We start from the raw sequence: 17,022 nt of genomic DNA on the forward strand, positions 1-17,022 counted from the left end.
ATTAGCTCTCCGGAAAATAACGGCTGATCGTGTCGACGACACAGGCGGGTTTGTCCTGCCCCTCGATCTCGATGGTGACGCGGACGACCGACTGGACCGCACCCTTGACCTCCTCGACCGTGACGATCTCCCCCACGCCGCGGATGCGCCCGCCGACCGGGACCGGCGCCAGAAAGCGCAGCCGGTCGGCGCCGACATTAACCGCATGGGCAAAGCCGCGAACTTCGACAAGGTCGGGCAGGAAGAAATTGACGAGGCTCATAGTCAGATAGCCGTGCGCGATCGTGCCGCCGAACGGCCCCGCCTTGGCGCGCTCGATATCGACATGGATCCATTGGTGATCGCCGGTCACCCTGGCAAAGCCGTCGACGCGCTCCTGATCGATTGTCAGCCAGTCGGTCGGGCCGAGCGCGGTTCCCTCCTGACCGATCAGATCGCGCGGGCTGTCATAGATTTTGGTCATGCGCGCTGGCTCGACACCGACAGGACTTCGCCGGTCATGTACGACGCGAGATCGCTGGCGAGGAACAGCATGACATTAGCGACCTCCCACACCTCGGCGGGGCGCCCGAAGGCTTCGCGCGCCGCGAGTTCGTCGAGCAGTTCGTCGGTCGTCACCTTGGCCAGAAAGGCGTGCATCGCGATGCTGGGGGCGACGGCGTTGATCCGCACGCCGAATTCGGCGGCCTCGACCGCCGAACAGCGGGTGAAGGCCATCACGCCGGCTTTCGCGGTGGCATAATGCGCCTGCCCCTTTTGCGCGCGCCAGCCGAGCACCGAGGCGTTGTTGACGATCGCGCCCGCCTTGCGTTCCTGCATATGCGGCAGGAAGGCGCGGGTCATGCGGAACACGCTGTTCAGCGTGACGTCGAGGACGCGGTGCCATTGGTCATCGCTCATATCGACGACGCTCACCTCGCCGCCGAGGCCGGCATTGTTGATCAGCACATCGACATGGCCAAGCGTCGCAATCGCCGTATCGCGCAGCGCGTCGACCTGGGCTTGGTCGGTGACGTCGCAGATGCACGTCGCGGGGCGGTGCCCGGTTTCGGCGGCGATCCGGTCGGCGGCCTCGCCGAGGCGGCGTTCGTGAAAGTCGCTGATCAGGACCTGCGCGCCCTCTTCGGCGGCGCGCTTGGCGACCGAAAAGCCGATGCCGGTTCCCGCCGCGGCGGTGACGACGACGGTCTTCCCCTTCACCAGATCGCGCGGGGTCGGATATTGCGGAAGCAGGCTCATGCTACACCTCGGGGTTCGCGCGGCATGCCGAGCGCGCGCTCGGCAATCATGTTGCGCTGGATCTGGTTGGTGCCGCCGTAAATCGTGTCGGCGCGCGAATAGAGGAACAGGTTGGGCAGCGTGTCCCAGATATAGTCGGGACCGTCGCCAATCTCGCCCGCCTGCCCGAGCACGTCCATCGCCAGTTCGCCGAGCGAGCGGCGCCAGCTCGCCCACTGAATCTTATAGGTCAGCGCCGCGCCGTCGACCTTGCTATGATCGCTGTTCGACAGCATCCGAAGTGCGCCATAGCGCATGAGGTGCAGGCCGATTTCGGCCTTGGCGATCCGCTGGCGGATCAACGGATCATTGGCGCTGCCATTCGCCTTGGCGGCGGCGATGATGTCGTCGAGTTCGTTGCGGAAACCCATTTGCTGGCCGAGCGTCGACACGCCGCGTTCGAAGGCGAGCAGCCCCATCGCGATCTTCCACCCCTCGCCGGGCGCGCCGATCAGGCTGTCGGCGGGGCAGCGCGCATCGGTGAAGAAGGTCTCGTTGAATTCGGCGTCGCCGTTGATCTGCTGGATCGGGCGGATTTCGATCCCCGGCTGGTCGATCTCCATCATCAGGAAGGTCAGGCCCTTGGGGCCCTGCGATCCCTCTTCGCTGCGCGCGATGACAAAAATCCAGTCGGAGATATGCGCGAGGCTGGTCCAGACTTTCTGGCCATTGACGACCCATTCGTCGCCCTCCAGCCGCGCCTTGGTGCGGACGCTGGCGAGGTCGGACCCGGCATTGGGTTCGGAAAAGCCTTGACAAAAGATCGTCTTGCCCGCCGCAATATCGGGCAGGAAGCGCGCCTTCTGCTCCTCGGTCCCAAAGGTCAGGATCGTCGGCCCGGCAAGTTCGATGCCGATATGATTGACGCGGCCCGGCACCCCGGCGCGGGCATATTCCTCGGCAAAGATCACCTGCTGCGCCAGCGTCGCGCCGCGTCCGCCCCATTTTTCGGGCCAGCCGATGCACGACCATTTGTGGGCTGCGAGTTGCTGTTCCCACTCCTTGCGCCGTTCGGCCAGGGCGGTCAGCGTCGTGATGCCCCTGATGTCGCGAAATTCGCCCGCCATCTGGCCGTTCAGCCATTCGGCGCATTCGGTGCGGAAATCTTCCTCCGCTTTGGAAAAGCCGAGTTTCATGCTGCTTCTCCCAGGATCATCGTCGCGACCTGTTCGCGGTGCCAGCTGCCGTTTTGCAGCAGGGTCTGGATCGAGCGAGCGCGTTTAAAGAAGAGGTGCGCGTCATGTTCCCAGGTGAAACCGATGCCGCCGTGAAGCTGGATCATATCGCCCGCGCATTTCGCATAAGTGTCGGCGGCAAAGCTCTTCGCGGCGTGGAGCGCGAGCGCGCGGTCATCGCTTTGCTCATCGACGGTGCAGGCGGCCCAATAGACCGCCGAGCGCGCCTGTTCGATCTCGATCATCATGTCGGCGAGGCGGTGCTTATACGCCTGAAAACTGCCGATCGCGCGGCCGAACTGGACGCGTTCCTTGGCATAGGCGACGGTGCGGTCGAGGCACGCCTGCGCGCCGCCCAGTGCTTCGGCGGCGAGGCAGATCAAGCCGCTCGCCTGCGCCGCCTGAATGGCTGCGCTCGCATCGGGCAGCGGCGTTCCGGTCGCGCGGTCGAGTGTGATCGTGGCCAAGGGCCGCGTCTGGTCCATCGTCAGATGCGCTTCGACCGTGCCGCCCTTGGCTCCGGTTTCGATGATCCACGCGCAGCCCGGAGCCGTCACCAGCAACAGGCCGGCAATATTGCCGTGGGCGACGAAATCGCAGCGCCCCGACAGCATGTCGCCATCGGCGTTCAGATTGGCGCAATCCGCAGCAACTGCGATCAATTCACCACTCGCAATGCGGGGCAGCCATTCGCTTTTCTGCGCATCGCTGCCGCCCGCTGCGATCGCGCTGCCAACCATCGCCTGCCCCAGCAACGGGATCGCCGACACTTGCGCGCCCGCAGCCTCTGCCACCGTCGCAAATTCGACCATGCCGAGCGCCGCGCCGCCAAACTCCTCGGGCAGCGACAGCCCGCCGAACCCCAGTTCCTGACAATAAGCCTGCCACAGGTCGCGATCGACGCCGTCAGCGGCCATCGCCCTGCGCGTGCGGTCGCTCGTCGCATTTTCGGCGAAGAACTGCCGCGCAGTGTCGGCGATCATCGCCTGTTCGTCGGTCAGCGCGAAATCCATTATGCGGTTCCCCACACCTTGCGCGGCGCGGTGCGCGCGGCGATCAGTCCGTCGACCGCAGCGCCGACGTCGGACGGCTGCCATGTCGCGCCCGCATCGACCTGCGGCCCTTCGCGCCAGCCATCCTCGAGCATGATCTTGCCGCCTTCGAGTTCGAAGACGCAGCCGGTGACATGCGCGCTTTCGGCGCTGCCCAGCCACACCACGGTCGGCGCGATATTGGCGGGGTCCATGACGTCGAAGGCATCGCCCTCAGTCGCCATTTTGTCGGCGAACGCCTGTTCGGTCATCCGCGTGCGCGCCGAGGGCGCCAGCGCATTGGCGGTGATGCCATAGCGGCCAAGCTCGGCCGCCTGAACCAGCGTCAGCGACGCAATGCCGCCCTTCGCTGTCGAATAAGCCGCCTGCGCGATCGAACCCTGCAAGCCAGCGCCCGACGTCGTGTTGATGATACGTGCATCGACCGCATGGCCCTGTTTCTGCTGCCCGCGCCAATAGTCAACCGCGTGGCGCGCGATGCAGAAATGGCCGCGCAGATGGACGTGCATCGTCGCATCCCATTCGTCGAGCGTCGCCGACACGAACATCCGGTCGCGGACGATCCCGGCGTTGTTCACCACGACATGCAGGTCACCAAACGCCGCAATCGCGGCATCGACGATGCGCTTGGCGGCGTCCCAGTCGGTGACATCTTCATAATTGGCGATCGCCCGACCGACGCCACCCGCGTTGATTTCGGCGACCACGGCATCGGCCGCCGACGTGTCGCGTCCCTCACCCGCAAGCGATGTTCCGATATCGTTGACCACGACATTGGCGCCCTCGGCCGCGAAGCCCAGCGCATAAGCTCTGCCCAGCCCGCGCGCCGCGCCGGTGATGATGACGGTCCGTCCTTCGCAAAGTGTCATTACAGCCTCTCGATTATCGTAACATTGGCCTGACCGCCGCCTTCGCACATGGTCTGGAGACCATAGCGACCGCCCGTGCGTTCCAGCGCATTCAGCATCGTCGTCATCAACCGCGCGCCGGTCGCACCAAGCGGGTGGCCGAGCGCAATCGCGCCGCCGTGGACATTGACCTTTTCATGCGGGATGCCGAGTTCCTTCATCCACGCCATTGGCACGCTGGCGAACGCTTCATTGCATTCGAACAGGTCGATGTCGGCGACGGTCATCCCGGCCTTTGCCAGCGCATATTGCGTCGCGGGGATCGGCGCGGTGAGCATCCAGACCGGATCGTCGGCGCGCACCGACAGATGGTGGATGCGCGCGCGCGGGGTCAGGTTATGATCCTTCACCGCCGCCTCGGACGCGATCAGCATCGCCGCGGCGCCGTCGCAATTCTGGCTCGAGATGCCCGCGGTGATCTTGCCGCCCTCCTGGATCAGCCGCAGTTCAGCCAATCCTTCGCGCGTCGTTCCGGGGCGGATCGTTTCGTCCTGCGCCAGCCCTTCGAGCGGGGCGATTTCATTGGCGAACCAGCCGGCATCGGTCGCGGCCTGCGCGCGCTGGTGCGAGGCGAAGGCGAATTCCTCCATCTCGGCGCGGCTGATGCCCCATTTGTCGGCGATCATTTCGGCTGAGTTGATCTGGTTGAGCAGGCCGTCGCCATAGCGCGCGATCCAGCCGGGCGAGGTGTTGAACGGATTGGTGAAGCCATAGGGTTCGCCGGCATACATCGCCGCGCTGATCGGGATCGCGTTCATCGCCTGCGATCCGCCCGCGACGACCAGATTCTGCGTTCCGCTCATCACGCCCTGCGCCGCGAAGTGCAGCGCCTGCTGCGACGATCCGCACTGGCGATCGACCGTCGTGCCGGGGACATGCTGCGGCATCCCCGCGACCAGCCAGACGGTGCGGCCGATGTCGCCCGCCTGCGGTCCGATCGTGTCGCAGCAGCCCCAGACGACATCGTCGACCGCGCCCGCGTCGATGCCGGTGCGCGCGATCAGGGCCTTGATCGGATGCGCGCCCAAGTCGGCGGGATGGACGCCCGCTAGGCTGCCCTTCTTGCGCCCGATCGGCGTGCGCACCGCGTCGATGATATAAGCTTCGGCCATCAGATTTCCTTATGCGAATGTTTGGTCGGGGCCGATCGCCAGCCCCCCGCCGATCACGGCGTCGTCGATGCGTTTGAGGTGGAAGGCGCGGCTGCCCCAGGCTCCGGCGAGCGCCCAGCTGCGCTTCATCCAGAAATGCAGGTCGACCTCATAGGTATAGCCCATCGCGCCATGGACCTGAATTGCGGTCTCGGCGGTCAGGATCGCGGCGTCAGTTGCTGCAACCTTGGCGTGGCTGATATGGACCGGGGCGCTGGACAGGCCATCGGTGAGCACCTGCGCGGCGCGCCACACCACCGGTTTGGCAAATTCAATCGCGACTGCACAATTTGCCAGTTGGTGCTTGATCGCCTGAAACGCACCGATCGGCTGCCCAAACTGGGTGCGGATTTTGGCATATTCGGTGGCTTGATGGAGCATGGCGTCGGCGAGGCCAACCAACTGCGCCGCGCTCATCAGCGCGCCGAGATCGAGCAGAAGCGGATCGGACGACGGCGCACCGACAGGCCGGGTCAGATTGCGCAGCGGGTCGATGCTGTCGAGCGCTTCGCCCTCGCCATCGCTGACCCATGGATTGATGGCATGCGCCACCGAAGGCTTCGCGGTTCCCGCGACGACCGCGGCCATTTGCGCGGTCTCGCCCTGCGCCAACAACCACGGCACCGCGACGAAGGCCGTATCGACCAGCGGCTCGGCGAGGCAAGCCCGCCCGCATTCGCGCGCGATCAAAGCCGCATCGACAAGGCCAAGACCCAACCCGCCAAATTCCTCGGGCACCAGCAGGCCGGTGAGCCCCATATCGACGAGCCCCTGCCAGATCGCGGGATCGCGATTGTCGCCCGCGTCGAGCCCGCGCAGCACGTCAGGGCCATGCGTTCCGGTCAGATAATCGCGGACGGTTTCGGCCAACGTCAGCTGGTCTTCGTTCAGCAGAAATTCCATCAGCCCGCTCCCACTCTGGGCAAATCGAGCAGCCGTTCGGCGGTGATATTGCGCTGAATCTCGTTCGATCCGGCGTAAATCGGACCCGATAGCGAGAAGATATAACCCTCCAGCCACTGGTTCATCCGGCCATCGTCGAAACGGCGCAGTTCAGCCGCCGCACCGAGCAATTGCATCGCGGTGCGGTGCATCGCGCGGTCGAGTTCGGACCAGAAAATCTTGTTCAGGCTCGCCTCCGCCCCGATCGACCCGCCCGCCATGATCTTCGCGGCGACGGCATAGGTGTTATACGCATAGGCCTGCGCCTGCATCCACGCGGTCATCACCGCCTCGCGCGCCGCGGGCGACGCTTCGGCTTCGTGCTCTCGATAGAGTTCGACCAGCCGCTTCGCGGTCGCCTGAAACCGGCCGGGCGAACGCAGCATCAGCCCGCGTTCGAAACCCGCAGTCGCCATCGCGACCTTCCAACCCTCACCCTCGCCCGCGATGCGGTTTTCGACCGGCACGCGCACTTCGTCGAAGAAGAGTTCGGCAAAGCCGGTGTCGCCGTGGAGCTGGCGGATCGGGCGGCGGGTGATGCCGGGGCTGTTCAGGTCGAACAGGATGAAGCTCAGCCCCTTGTGGCGCTTGCTGCCCTCTTCGGTGCGGAAGATGCCGAAACCCCAGTCGGCAAAGGCAGCGCGGCTCGACCATGTTTTCTGGCCGCTGATCACATAATGATCGCCGTCACGCACCGCTTTGCTGCTGATCGCCGCCATGTCCGACCCGGCGCCGGGTTCGGACCAGGCCTGCGCCCACATCGTCTCGCCCTTCGCCATCGGGGTCAGGAAGCGCGCCTTTTGTTCGGGCGTGCCAAATTCCATGATCGTCGGGCCGAGCAGGAAAATGCCATTCTGGTTGGCGCGATTGGGGCCGCCGGCGCGGAAATATTCTTCCTCGAAGATCAACCACTGGATGAGATCAAGCCCGCGCCCGCCATAGGCCTCGGGCCAGGTGACCATGCCCCAATTGCCGCTCGCAAGCGTGCGTTCCCACTCGACGTGGCTGTCGAAGCCTTCGCGGCATTCGAGCGTGACCAGCGGTTCCTTGGGCACATGCGCGTCCATCCACGCACGCACTTCGGCGCGGAAATCCTGTTGTTCGGGGGTATAGACGAGGTCCATCAGAAGCTGGCCGCCTTGCCCGTCTCGACAAAGGCATCGCGCGATTTCTGGCTGTCTTCGTGCATATACATTTCGAGCGTGAAACCCTGTTCCCAGCGGTATCCGCGGTCGACGTCGCGTTCCTCGAGCCCGTTCAGCGCTTCCTTGGCGATGACCAGCGCCTTGCGCGATTTCGACGCAATCACCGCGCAAAAGGCGCGCGCTTCGGTTTCGAGGTCGGCGCGCGGCACGACCTTCTCGATCGCGCCCAGCCGCCACGCTTCCTCGGCGGGAATCGTGCCGCCGGTGAAGAAGGCCGCGCGCACCTTGTGGAGCGGCAACATGCGTGAAAGGTGCGACGCCCCGCCCATCGCGCCGCGATCGACCTCGGGCAGCGAGAAATAGGCGTCGTCGGCGGCGATGATGCTGTCGCTGGCGCCGCAGATGCCGATGCCGCCGCCGATGACGAATTTATGCACCGCGCTGATCACCGGAACCTCGGCGTTACGGATCGCCTTGAAGGTCAGATAGTTGCCGCGATTGAGGAGGGTGATGCGTTCGGGATGCGCCTGCATCTCCTTGATATCGACCCCACCGCAAAAGCCCTTGCCCTCGGCGCGGATCAGCACGCAATGGACCTCGGGATTGCTCGCCGCCGCGGTGACGATCGCGGGGATCGCCATCCAGGTTTCGCTGTCGAAGGCGTTGACCGGCGGGACGTCGAAGACGATTTCGGCGATGCGGTCCTTGATGGTGCAATGTATCGGCATGGGTTCAGTCCAGTCCTCGCAGCGCGGCCAGACGGGCGCGCGCATCCTTTTCGATCGAAGTCAGAAGCTCGGCACAGCTCGGTAGGTCGCCGAGGCGGCCGCCGACAAGCCCGGTCGCGAGCAGGCCGTTTTCGGTGTCGCCGTCGACGACCGCTTTCTGGATCAGCATCGGCGCGGCGGCGGCCATCATCGCCTGCGGCAACGACAGATTGCCGTGGCTGGTCATACCGCGCGCGGCGCGCAGCAGTTCGCCGAAGCTGGCGCCGGTCTGGCGCTTCATCGCAAGCCCCGCCTCGATCGCGCGCTTCCACATGGCGAGCTTGCCCGACGCCTCGATGCGCTGCATCGCGGGGGTCAGGATCATCCGCTGCGGAATGCCGTCGATCTTGGTCGACACGACAATGTCGCCGGTGCCCGCGCGGACATAGGCCGATTTCGAGCGATCGGGGATCGGGCTGTCGCTGGTCATCAGGAAACGCGTTCCCATCGCGATGCCTGCCGCGCCATAGGCCAGCGCCGCCGCGAGCCCGCGCCCGTCGGCAAAGCCCCCCGCCGCGACCACCGGCACATCGACCGCGTCGAGCACCTGCGGCAGCAGCACGGTCGTCGCGACCGCGCCGGTGTGCCCGCCGCCCTCGCCGCCCTGCACGGTGATCATCTCACACCCCAGCTGGACCATCTTCTCGGCATGTTTGACCGCGCCGACGGTCGGGATGCAGAGGATGCCGGCGTCCTTGAACCGGCCGATCATCTTCACATCAGGCCCGCGCCCGAAACTGACCGCGCCCACCTGGTCGCTGTTCGCAACGATCAGATCGACGATCGCCGCGGCGCCGGGCTGAAAGCTGTGGAAATTGACGCCGAAGCGGTGCGGCGTCAGGTCGCGCAGCCGCGCGATCGCTTCGCCGAGTTCGGCGGGGGTCATCACCGCGCCCGCCAGAAAACCAAACGCCCCGGCGTTGCTCGACGCCGCGACCAGTTCGGGGGTCGCGATCCAGCCCATCGCGGTCTGGATCACCGGCAGGCGGCATCCCAATGCCCGGGTAAGCGGGCTATTCAGCACGTCGGTCACAATATCAGCCCTCGCCCGCGGCTTTCTTGTTCGCCTTGGCCATCGCAGCACCGTCGAGCCCGCCGAGTGAATTGCCGCTGACCAGATCATTCTGCGCATGGGCGAAATGATGCATGTGGAAAACCGCATCCATCGCGGTGCGCTTGCCGCGCAGATCCTCGACATGGTTGAGCGCCTGCTTGGTCAGCCAATTGCCGAGCCGCGGGCGGGTCGCGAGTTCCTGCGCCATCGCCGACACCTTGTCCTTCAGCTCGGCGCGCGGGACCATTTCATTGACCATGCCGAATTGATAGGCGCGCGCCGCAGGCATACGTTCGCCGAGCAGCAGGAACCCCTTGGCGATGCGCGGCGGCAGTTCGAAGCCGTGGGCGAAATATTCGACCCCGGGGATCCCCATGCGGTTGACCGGATCCTGGAAGAAGGCGTCGTCGCTGGCGACGATCAGGTCGCACACCCATGCCAGCATCAGCCCGCCGGCGATGCACGCGCCCTGCACCATCGCGATCGTCGGCTTGGGAATGTCGCGCCAGCGGCGGCACATCCCGAGGTAAACTTCCTGCTCGCGGGTATAGAGCAATTCGGCGCCGGGCCGGGTGGTGTGATCGCCGAACATCAGCTTGCGGTCGAAAGGCACCAGATGATCGCGCCCCGGCGTCCCGATGTCGTGCCCGGCGCTGAAATGCTTGCCGTCGCCGCCGAGCACGATGACCTTGATCGCATCATCGTCGGTCGCGCGCCGAAACGCCGCGTCGAGCGCATAGGTCATCTGGCTGTTCTGCGCGTTGTTGAACTGCGGCCGGTCCATGATAATCCACGCGACGGGGCCATCGACTTCATAGCGGACGGGGGTATTGGTTTCATACACCGGCTCTTGCGGCTGGCGCGGGACGAGATCGTCGCTCATGCGGCATTCCTTTGGGCTGGTGGATTATCCTTGATCACGCTGCTGCGGAAATTGTGCGGATCGAGCCGCGCGATGATCGCGAGCGCCTCGGCGCCCGGGGTCGGGGTTTCGACGATATCGCCCTGTTCGAGCGGGAAGCCGGTCGCCGCCTGCACGTCGTCGAAACTCACGCCGGGATGGAGCGAGATGACGCGGATCGCATTGTCCTGACCGCCAAAGTCCATCACGCACAAATTGGTAACGATGCGGCGCAGGTCGATGCCGCTGTAATTGCCGCCCGCGATGCGCTTGGCGGGGTTGTAGCCCGCGCTCGACACCATATCGACCTCGCCCGCCACGAACGTCCGCGCCGAATGAAACGGAATGAACATCGAATTCGCATGATAGATGCTGTTGCCGGGAAAGCCGCGCACGCCCAGCATCTGCGTCTTCGGCTGCTCATGCGTGCCGCCGAGCCGCGACAGGTTGGTCTGCCCGAAGCGGTCGATCTGGGTCGGAGTCACCATTGCATGGCGCCGCCCGCTCCACACCGCGCTGTCAAAGAAGCGCGAGAAGGGAAGATGCCCCGCAAATTTCGGTACATAGTCGCCGCGCGGGCCGATCGGCACCGGTTCCTCGACCAGATAGGCCTCGCCATCGGTCATCATCAGGCCGGGCGAATGGGTGAGCTTGGCGAGCCCCGCACCGAGGCGCGGAACGGGGCCGATGCCGGTCGCGATGACCTCGCGCTGGCTGCGAAAGGCTTCGGAACAGGCGAAAATGCAGAGTTCTGCCAGGGTGACTTCGGTCATCAGAATATCGGCAAGGGCAAGGCCGTCACCGCCTCCTTTCCGCCAACGGATTTCAGATAAGCGGCCTCGTCGCTGCCGACGAGACGATCGCGCACCGCGTCCCAATCGCCGGGGTCGGCGGCCAGCGCGGCGTAATTTTTGAACCAGCCCATGTCCCAGCCATAGGCGGGGGGCATCGAACTGGGGTGTGCGCCGCCCGGAAGCTCGGTCACCCCGGCGACGAAGCAGCGTTCGAAAATATTGGCCTGCGCGTCGTCGGCGAAATGATCCTCGATCCGCTCGACGAGCGTTTCGGTCGAGACGAAACAGGCGTCGGCGGCCTTGGCGAACCATTCGTCATAATAGGCATCGGGGCCGAGCAGCTGGACGTTGCCGCGCCAGTCGCTGCGGTTGACGTGGAGCAGCGCCGCGTCGAGTTTCAACGCGGGCATCGCGATCAACGTCTCGCCGTCGTCATAGGGCGACTGGACCATTTTGAGACCGCCCAGCTCGGCGAGATCGGTGCCGAGGCCGACGCGGGTCGGCAGGAAAGGCAGCCCGAAGGCCGCGGCCTTCAGCCCCCATTGGAACATCCCCTCGTCGAGTTCGAGCACCTCGATCCGCCCGGCCTCGCGCGCCTTGCGGAACCAGGGCTCGAGCGGGATCGCGTCGAGCGAGACGAAGGCGAAAACCAGCTTCTTCACCTTGCCCGCCGCGCACAGCATCCCGACGTCGGCGCCGCCATAAGCGACGATGGTGAGGTCCTTGAGGTCCGAACGGAGGATTTCGCGGACGAGCGCCATCGGCTTGCGCCGCGGACCCCATCCGCCAATGCCTATCGTCATGCCGTCGGACAGACGGCCGACGATCTCGGCGGGGGTCATGCGTTTGTCGAGCGTCATTGCGCAGCCTCTTCCATCGCTTTTTGCCAGGCCCAGACATGGCCCCATTGGCTGACGACCTGATGCGCCGTGGGCGTCCAGTTTGTGGGATCAATGATCAGCGGATCGCACCCGATCTCCAGATCGAAACCCGCCGGGGTCTGCATGTAGAAACTCGTCATCTGGTCGTTGGTATGCGTGCCCAGCGTCGCCGATTCAGGAACTTTCGCGACGCGCATCCGGTCGTAGCAGCGGCCGACATCGAGCAGATCCTGCATTTCGAGCATCAGATGGACGCAGCGCGACGGCGGCACCGGAACCTGACCGATCGCGATCGAATGATGGCGGCCATTGTCGGCATGCATGAACGCGAAACCCATCCCCGGATCGTTCGGATCGGGCGAGAAGTGGAAGCGCGGAACATCGGTGTCGTGAAAGCCGACGACGTCGGTGTAAAATGTATGCACCTCGTCGAAATTGGGCGCGGCAAACACCGCATGCCCCATCCCCATGTCGCCGGTGACGAAGCCCTTCACGCCGATCGGCGAGACGAACGCCACATCGTCGCGGCTGTCGCCGTGGAAGAATTCCAGCCCGTTGCCGGCCGGATCGCTGGTACGGAAAAAGGCCTGAACGCCGCGGATCGCAGCCTCGTCGGCCGAGCCCATTTCGACCGGACGGCCCGCCGCGGCAATTGCCGCCGCCATCGCCTGAAACGCGGCCTCGTCGGACAATTCGAACGCGGCGGCGGTCAGCTCGTCCTGCTCCCCCGCCTCGATCCGGAACCGGAACGGACGATCGTCGATCCGGTAATGCGCCGCGCCGTCGCCGGGATCGGCGGCGCGCATGACGCCGACTACCTCGGTCAAATATGTATCCCAAATATCGGCCTTTGTCGTTTTGATCACGACATAGCCGAGCGCCCTGATAGCCACCGCCTCAGCCTCCCTTTACCAGATCCAGAAAATACGGCCGTTCGCCGCCGCCATCGACATTGAGCCGCGCGCCGCTGACATATTGCGCGAGCGGCGAAACAAGATAGGCCACGGCGTCGGCAACATCGCGCCCCTCGCACATGCGGCCCAAGGGCAATGACGCCGCGACCGCGGCCTGCGCCGCCGCGTCACCATAGGTCGCCTCGGCATTTTCGGTCGTCGCGAGGCCGACGATGATCGCGTTGACGCGGATCGCGTCGCGGCCCCATTCCTGCGCCAGCGACTGGGTGAGGTTGAGCAACCCCGCCTTGGCCGCGCCATAGACGGCGGTTCCCGGCGACGGCCGGATGCCCGAGACGCTGGCGATATTGACGATCGAGCCGCCACGCCCTTGCATATACTTATGCGCGGCCTGCGCCAGCGTGAGCGGCGCGACCAGATTGAGTTTCAAGATCGCATCGACGAAGCCCGCCGACGCCGCTTCGGCGGCGCAGGGCGGCGACCCGCCGGCATTGTTGATCAAAATATCGAAGCGCCCGGCCTCGCTGGCAATCGCATCGACCAAGGCCGTCGCCTGATCGGGCTGACGCACGTCGGCGGCGCGAAAGGCAATCGCCGCGGGCAGATCGTCGGGCGCATTCCGTCCGCATACATACACGTTGCAGCCAAAGTCGGCCAAGCGCGTGGCGATGACGCGGCCAATGCCGCGGGTTCCGCCCGTCACGAGCGCCACTTTGCCGTCCAGATCCAGGGATGCTGCCGAGTTCAACTGCGTGACGCCTTTCGATTCCGATTCACGAACAACGACGCCATTAAGCCGAACGAAAAGCAGGCTTGCAAGCCAAATCGTATTTTGATCGACGTTTTGCGTATTATGAAATGTTATTTTCTACGCATTTAACGCCATATTGCGAATCCCGACCGCAATGCGGGACCCATTCCCGCGCCCGGAACCGCATCCCGACGAACCAACGCCCCGCCAAACGGCCCGCCGGCGCGACGGAAAAGCGCCAAAATTCGCAAAGATGGAAAGGGAAACGGATTTCAATTGACGGTTTGCGTATTTTGTGTGAGGTAATTTTACGAATTTGATTTACCTCTGCCTTGGCAGATTGTTGGCTGGAGACGGAAGATGGCGACATTGGCAGCATCGCAGACAAGCGAGACACCATCGGCAGAGGAATTGCTGGCGCACGCCAGGGCCATGATTCCCGCACTCAAGGCGCGGGCCAAGCAGTGCACCGCCGATCGCAATGTCCCGGCGGAAACGATCGCCGAGATGCGCGAAGCCGGTTTCTTCCGCATTTTGCAGCCGAAACGCTGGGGCGGTTTTGAAATGCATCCCAATGTCTTTTTCGGCGTGCAAAAGGCGCTCGCCGAAGGATGCATGTCGACCGGATGGATGTACGGCGTCCTCGGTTGCCACCCCTATGAACTCGCGCTCTTCGACGACCGGGCGCAGGTCGAGGTGTGGGGCGACGACAATAGCATGCTCGTCTCATCGACCTATCAGCCGGTCGGCAAGGTCGAGCACACCGAAGGCGGTTTTTACCTGAGCGGCCATTGGGGCTTTTCCACCGGATCGCTGCACTGCGGCTGGGTCTTGCTTGGCGCGCTGGTTCCGTCGGCCGAGGGCGGACCGCCCGACATGCGGACCTTCCTGTTGCCGCGCAGCGACTATCAAATCGATCCTGAAAGCTGGCAGGTGTTCGGATTGCAGGGAACCGGCAGCCACGACATCATCGTCGACCGCGTCTTCGTCCCCGAATATCGCACCCATCGCGCGATCGAGGGCTTTCTGTGCGACAATCCGGGGCAGAAGCTCAACACCGGCCCGCTCTATACGCTCCCTTGGGCGCAGGTCTTCGTCCGTTCGGTATCGACCGCGGCCTTTGGCGGCGCGCGCGCCGCGATCAACGCCGCGATGGCGATCATGGAAAGCCGGATTTCGACCAACACCGGCAAGGCCAGCAAGGCCGATCCGATCCTGCACGGTGCCATCGCCGCGGCGCACGCCCAAACGCTGGAAATGGAATTGACGCTGGCGGCGACCTTCGACGAGCTGATGGCGATTGCCGAGCGCGGCGAGCCGGTGCCGATGGAGAAGCGCGCACTGTTCGCTTATCAATCCTCGACCGTCGTGCGCCGCCTCGCGCGCTTAGTCGATGACATGGTCCAGCTGCTGGGCGGACGCGCGGTCTATATGTCGAGCGACGTCATTCAGCCATGGCTCGACCTCAACGCCGCCCGCGCACATGTCGCCAACGACCCGAGCAACCGCACCGGCGATGTCGTCGGCACGATGCTGGGCCAGCCCCCCGCCTTCACCTTCATGTAAGGAGCCGACCGAATGACGAACTTTGTCGAGAACAGCTATCAAGTCGACGGCTACGACATTCACATTAAGGAAAAGGGCAGCGGCGCCGCGGTCGTGTTCATCCACGGCAGCGGCCCCGGCGCATCGGGCGCTTCAAATTTCCGCCAGAATATCGACGCCTTTGTCGATGCAGGCTACCGCGTCATCCTGCCCGACCTGATCGGTTATGGGCAGTCGTCGAAGCCCGTCGGCATCGACTATAGCCTCCAGTTGTTCACCGACACCCTCTATGGCGCGCTCTGCCAGCACGGCGTCGATTCCGCAGCGTTGGTCGGCAACTCGCTGGGCGGCGGCGTCGCATTGCAGATGACGCTCGACCATCCCGAATTCGCCACCGCGCTGATCCTGATGGCGCCCGGCTGCATCGAGGAACAGGCGAGCTATTTCACCATGCCGGGGATTGCGAAAATGATGTCGGGCTTCGGCGGCCCCGATTTCAACCTCGACGAGCAGCGCCGTCTGGTCAGCAACCTCGTCCACCCTGATTTCGCGCCGAAGATCCCCGACGCGCTGGTGCAGGAACGCTTCGCGGTCGCCGTCACCCAGCCCAAGGACGTCCTCGCACGAATGAAGACCCCGAACCTCGGCCCGCTCGTGGGCCAGGTCAAACAACCGATTTTCGTCCTGTGGGGCGCCGACGACCAGTTCTGCCCCGAAAGCGGCGCGCGCTATTTCCTCGACCAGTGCGACAATGCCCGCTGCATGACTTTCGCGCGGACCGGACACTGGGTGCAGGTCGAACGCGCCAGCGAGTTCAACCTTTATTCGATCGCGTTTCTTCATGACCAAAGCTGAGCAATATGGGGCGGACCTTTACGCCGCGCTGCGCAGCCGAAGCACGATCGCCCCGCTGGCTCCGCGCGACCCGGCACTGACGATCGACGACGCCTATGCGATCAGCCTCGACTTCCTCGCGCGCCGCCTGAAGGATGGCGAGCGCGTGGTCGGCAAGAAGATCGGGGTCACGTCGAAGGCGGTGCAGGATATGCTGGGCGTGTACCAGCCCGATTTCGGCTTTCTGACCGACGCCATGCACATCGACGGCGACATAGACGTCGCCGCGACAGGCCTGATCCAGCCGCGCGCCGAGGCCGAAATCGCCTTCATCCTGAAGGACAGCCTGACCGCCCCCGGCGTCACCGCCGCCGACGTTATCGCGGCGACCGCCAGCATCGCGCCCTGTTTCGAAATCGTCGACAGCCGGATCGACGACTGGAAGATCGCGATCGTCGATACCGTCGCCGACAACGCCTCCTGCGGCGTCTTCGTCCTCGGCGAAGCGCGGGCCGACCCGAACGCACATGACCTCCCTGCCCTGCGCGTCACGGTGACCAAAAATGGCGCGCCGCTGTCCGAGGGGCTGGGCTCCGCCGTTCAGGGCAACCCCGCCGAGGCGGTCGCCTGGCTCGCCAACACATTGGGCGCGCATGGCGTGACGCTCGATGCGGGCGACATCATCCTGTCGGGTTCGCTGGTGCCGCTCGAAAATGCAGTACGCGGCGATGTGTTCGAAATGACGCTGCACGGCATTGGCGGCTGCACCGCCAGATTTATCTGAGGACTCCTTATGACACGCATCAAAGCCGTCATCATCGGCTCGGGCAATATCGGCACCGACCTGATGATCAAGATGATCAAATATCCGCAGAATATGGAACTGGCCGCGGTGGTCGGGATCGATCCCGACAGCGAAGGGTTGGCGAT

General features: G+C 64.6%; 18 protein-coding genes and 1 pseudogene. 4 read left to right on the plus strand and 15 right to left on the minus strand.

Annotated features, from left to right (window positions below):
• Position 1: 1 nt before the first annotated feature.
• The 15 genes from AC1RRJ_RS21415 to AC1RRJ_RS21485 are packed head-to-tail and all read right to left on the minus strand — an operon-like array spanning position 2 to position 13,710.
• A complete protein-coding gene (locus AC1RRJ_RS21415) occupies positions 2-463 on the minus strand; it encodes a MaoC family dehydratase (RefSeq protein ID WP_493126526.1) in 462 nt (153 codons plus the stop codon).
• Positions 460-1,239: an SDR family oxidoreductase gene (locus AC1RRJ_RS21420; RefSeq protein WP_493126528.1), complete on the minus strand. Its 780-nt coding sequence runs from the start codon at positions 1,237-1,239 to the stop codon at positions 460-462. Before AC1RRJ_RS21420 ends, AC1RRJ_RS21415 begins: the two co-directional genes overlap by 4 nt.
• Entirely contained in the window at positions 1,236-2,414 is a 1,179-nt protein-coding gene (locus AC1RRJ_RS21425) for an acyl-CoA dehydrogenase family protein (protein ID WP_493126530.1), read from the minus strand. The genes AC1RRJ_RS21420 and AC1RRJ_RS21425 overlap by 4 nt, the downstream gene beginning before the upstream one ends.
• The gene (locus tag AC1RRJ_RS21430; protein WP_493126532.1) at positions 2,411-3,466 is read right to left on the minus strand and encodes an acyl-CoA dehydrogenase family protein; all 1,056 of its coding nucleotides are present in this window, start codon (positions 3,464-3,466) and stop codon (positions 2,411-2,413) included. The genes AC1RRJ_RS21425 and AC1RRJ_RS21430 overlap by 4 nt, the downstream gene beginning before the upstream one ends.
• Positions 3,466-4,374 carry an SDR family oxidoreductase gene (locus tag AC1RRJ_RS21435; RefSeq protein ID WP_493126534.1) on the minus strand — a complete coding sequence of 303 codons (909 nt, stop codon included), beginning with the start codon at positions 4,372-4,374 and terminating at the stop codon, positions 3,466-3,468. Before AC1RRJ_RS21435 ends, AC1RRJ_RS21430 begins: the two co-directional genes overlap by 1 nt.
• Positions 4,374-5,525 carry an acetyl-CoA C-acetyltransferase gene (locus AC1RRJ_RS21440; protein WP_493126536.1) on the minus strand — a complete coding sequence of 384 codons (1,152 nt, stop codon included), beginning with the start codon at positions 5,523-5,525 and terminating at the stop codon, positions 4,374-4,376. Before AC1RRJ_RS21440 ends, AC1RRJ_RS21435 begins: the two co-directional genes overlap by 1 nt.
• A 9-nt stretch (positions 5,526-5,534) precedes the next feature.
• Positions 5,535-6,467, minus strand: coding sequence for an acyl-CoA dehydrogenase family protein (locus AC1RRJ_RS21445; protein ID WP_493126538.1), 933 nt, complete (start codon positions 6,465-6,467; stop codon positions 5,535-5,537).
• Positions 6,467-7,630, minus strand: coding sequence for an acyl-CoA dehydrogenase family protein (locus AC1RRJ_RS21450; RefSeq protein ID WP_493126540.1), 1,164 nt, complete (start codon positions 7,628-7,630; stop codon positions 6,467-6,469). The genes AC1RRJ_RS21445 and AC1RRJ_RS21450 overlap by 1 nt, the downstream gene beginning before the upstream one ends.
• Positions 7,630-8,379 carry an enoyl-CoA hydratase family protein gene (locus AC1RRJ_RS21455; protein ID WP_493126542.1) on the minus strand — a complete coding sequence of 250 codons (750 nt, stop codon included), beginning with the start codon at positions 8,377-8,379 and terminating at the stop codon, positions 7,630-7,632. Before AC1RRJ_RS21455 ends, AC1RRJ_RS21450 begins: the two co-directional genes overlap by 1 nt.
• A gap of 4 nt (positions 8,380-8,383) precedes the next feature.
• A complete protein-coding gene (locus tag AC1RRJ_RS21460) occupies positions 8,384-9,451 on the minus strand; it encodes an NAD(P)H-dependent flavin oxidoreductase (RefSeq protein ID WP_493126544.1) in 1,068 nt (355 codons plus the stop codon).
• 4 nt (positions 9,452-9,455) lie between these two features.
• Positions 9,456-10,355, minus strand: a complete 900-nt coding sequence (locus AC1RRJ_RS21465) for an enoyl-CoA hydratase (protein ID WP_493126546.1) — start codon at positions 10,353-10,355, stop codon at positions 9,456-9,458.
• Positions 10,352-11,146, minus strand: coding sequence for a CoA-transferase subunit beta (locus AC1RRJ_RS21470; protein WP_493126548.1), 795 nt, complete (start codon positions 11,144-11,146; stop codon positions 10,352-10,354). Before AC1RRJ_RS21470 ends, AC1RRJ_RS21465 begins: the two co-directional genes overlap by 4 nt.
• Positions 11,146-12,027: a CoA transferase subunit A gene (locus AC1RRJ_RS21475; RefSeq protein WP_493126550.1), complete on the minus strand. Its 882-nt coding sequence runs from the start codon at positions 12,025-12,027 to the stop codon at positions 11,146-11,148. Before AC1RRJ_RS21475 ends, AC1RRJ_RS21470 begins: the two co-directional genes overlap by 1 nt.
• Positions 12,024-12,941, minus strand: coding sequence for a VOC family protein (locus AC1RRJ_RS21480; protein ID WP_493126552.1), 918 nt, complete (start codon positions 12,939-12,941; stop codon positions 12,024-12,026). Before AC1RRJ_RS21480 ends, AC1RRJ_RS21475 begins: the two co-directional genes overlap by 4 nt.
• A gap of 4 nt (positions 12,942-12,945) precedes the next feature.
• Positions 12,946-13,710, minus strand: a complete 765-nt coding sequence (locus AC1RRJ_RS21485; protein ID WP_493126554.1) for an SDR family oxidoreductase — start codon at positions 13,708-13,710, stop codon at positions 12,946-12,948.
• 363 nt (positions 13,711-14,073) lie between these two features.
• On the opposite strand from AC1RRJ_RS21485, the gene AC1RRJ_RS21490 reads away from it, so the two are divergent.
• The 4 genes and pseudogenes from AC1RRJ_RS21490 to AC1RRJ_RS21505 form a co-directional block, all read left to right on the plus strand.
• The gene (locus tag AC1RRJ_RS21490; protein WP_493126556.1) at positions 14,074-15,279 is read left to right on the plus strand and encodes an acyl-CoA dehydrogenase family protein; all 1,206 of its coding nucleotides are present in this window, start codon (positions 14,074-14,076) and stop codon (positions 15,277-15,279) included.
• A 12-nt stretch (positions 15,280-15,291) separates the two neighbouring features.
• The gene (locus AC1RRJ_RS21495; RefSeq protein WP_493126558.1) at positions 15,292-16,113 is read left to right on the plus strand and encodes an alpha/beta fold hydrolase; all 822 of its coding nucleotides are present in this window, start codon (positions 15,292-15,294) and stop codon (positions 16,111-16,113) included.
• Positions 16,100-16,876: a fumarylacetoacetate hydrolase family protein gene (locus AC1RRJ_RS21500; RefSeq protein ID WP_493126560.1), complete on the plus strand. Its 777-nt coding sequence runs from the start codon at positions 16,100-16,102 to the stop codon at positions 16,874-16,876. The genes AC1RRJ_RS21495 and AC1RRJ_RS21500 overlap by 14 nt, the downstream gene beginning before the upstream one ends.
• A gap of 9 nt (positions 16,877-16,885) precedes the next feature.
• Positions 16,886-17,022: pseudogene (locus AC1RRJ_RS21505) on the plus strand (acetaldehyde dehydrogenase (acetylating)); the annotation flags it as partial.

This window comes from Sphingopyxis sp. GW821-FHT12C06, from assembly GCF_058807415.1.

Bases quoted from the DNA above. Each gene is read 5' to 3' on its own strand.
- AC1RRJ_RS21470 (WP_493126548.1), bottom strand. From the start codon at position 11,146: ATGACCGAAGTCACCCTGGCAGAACTCTGCATTTTCGCCTGTTCCGAA.
- AC1RRJ_RS21465 (WP_493126546.1), bottom strand. From the start codon at position 10,355: ATGAGCGACGATCTCGTCCCGCGCCAGCCGCAAGAGCCGGTGTATGAA.
- AC1RRJ_RS21490 (WP_493126556.1), top strand. From the start codon at position 14,074: ATGGCGACATTGGCAGCATCGCAGACAAGCGAGACACCATCGGCAGAG.
- AC1RRJ_RS21425 (WP_493126530.1), bottom strand. From the start codon at position 2,414: ATGAAACTCGGCTTTTCCAAAGCGGAGGAAGATTTCCGCACCGAATGC.
- AC1RRJ_RS21455 (WP_493126542.1), bottom strand. From the start codon at position 8,379: ATGCCGATACATTGCACCATCAAGGACCGCATCGCCGAAATCGTCTTC.
- AC1RRJ_RS21500 (WP_493126560.1), top strand. From the start codon at position 16,100: ATGACCAAAGCTGAGCAATATGGGGCGGACCTTTACGCCGCGCTGCGC.
- AC1RRJ_RS21440 (WP_493126536.1), bottom strand. From the start codon at position 5,525: ATGGCCGAAGCTTATATCATCGACGCGGTGCGCACGCCGATCGGGCGC.
- AC1RRJ_RS21435 (WP_493126534.1), bottom strand. From the start codon at position 4,374: ATGACACTTTGCGAAGGACGGACCGTCATCATCACCGGCGCGGCGCGC.
- AC1RRJ_RS21495 (WP_493126558.1), top strand. From the start codon at position 15,292: ATGACGAACTTTGTCGAGAACAGCTATCAAGTCGACGGCTACGACATT.
- AC1RRJ_RS21430 (WP_493126532.1), bottom strand. From the start codon at position 3,466: ATGGATTTCGCGCTGACCGACGAACAGGCGATGATCGCCGACACTGCG.
- AC1RRJ_RS21420 (WP_493126528.1), bottom strand. From the start codon at position 1,239: ATGAGCCTGCTTCCGCAATATCCGACCCCGCGCGATCTGGTGAAGGGG.
- AC1RRJ_RS21415 (WP_493126526.1), bottom strand. From the start codon at position 463: ATGACCAAAATCTATGACAGCCCGCGCGATCTGATCGGTCAGGAGGGA.
- AC1RRJ_RS21450 (WP_493126540.1), bottom strand. From the start codon at position 7,630: ATGGACCTCGTCTATACCCCCGAACAACAGGATTTCCGCGCCGAAGTG.
- AC1RRJ_RS21445 (WP_493126538.1), bottom strand. From the start codon at position 6,467: ATGGAATTTCTGCTGAACGAAGACCAGCTGACGTTGGCCGAAACCGTC.
- AC1RRJ_RS21475 (WP_493126550.1), bottom strand. From the start codon at position 12,027: ATGACGCTCGACAAACGCATGACCCCCGCCGAGATCGTCGGCCGTCTG.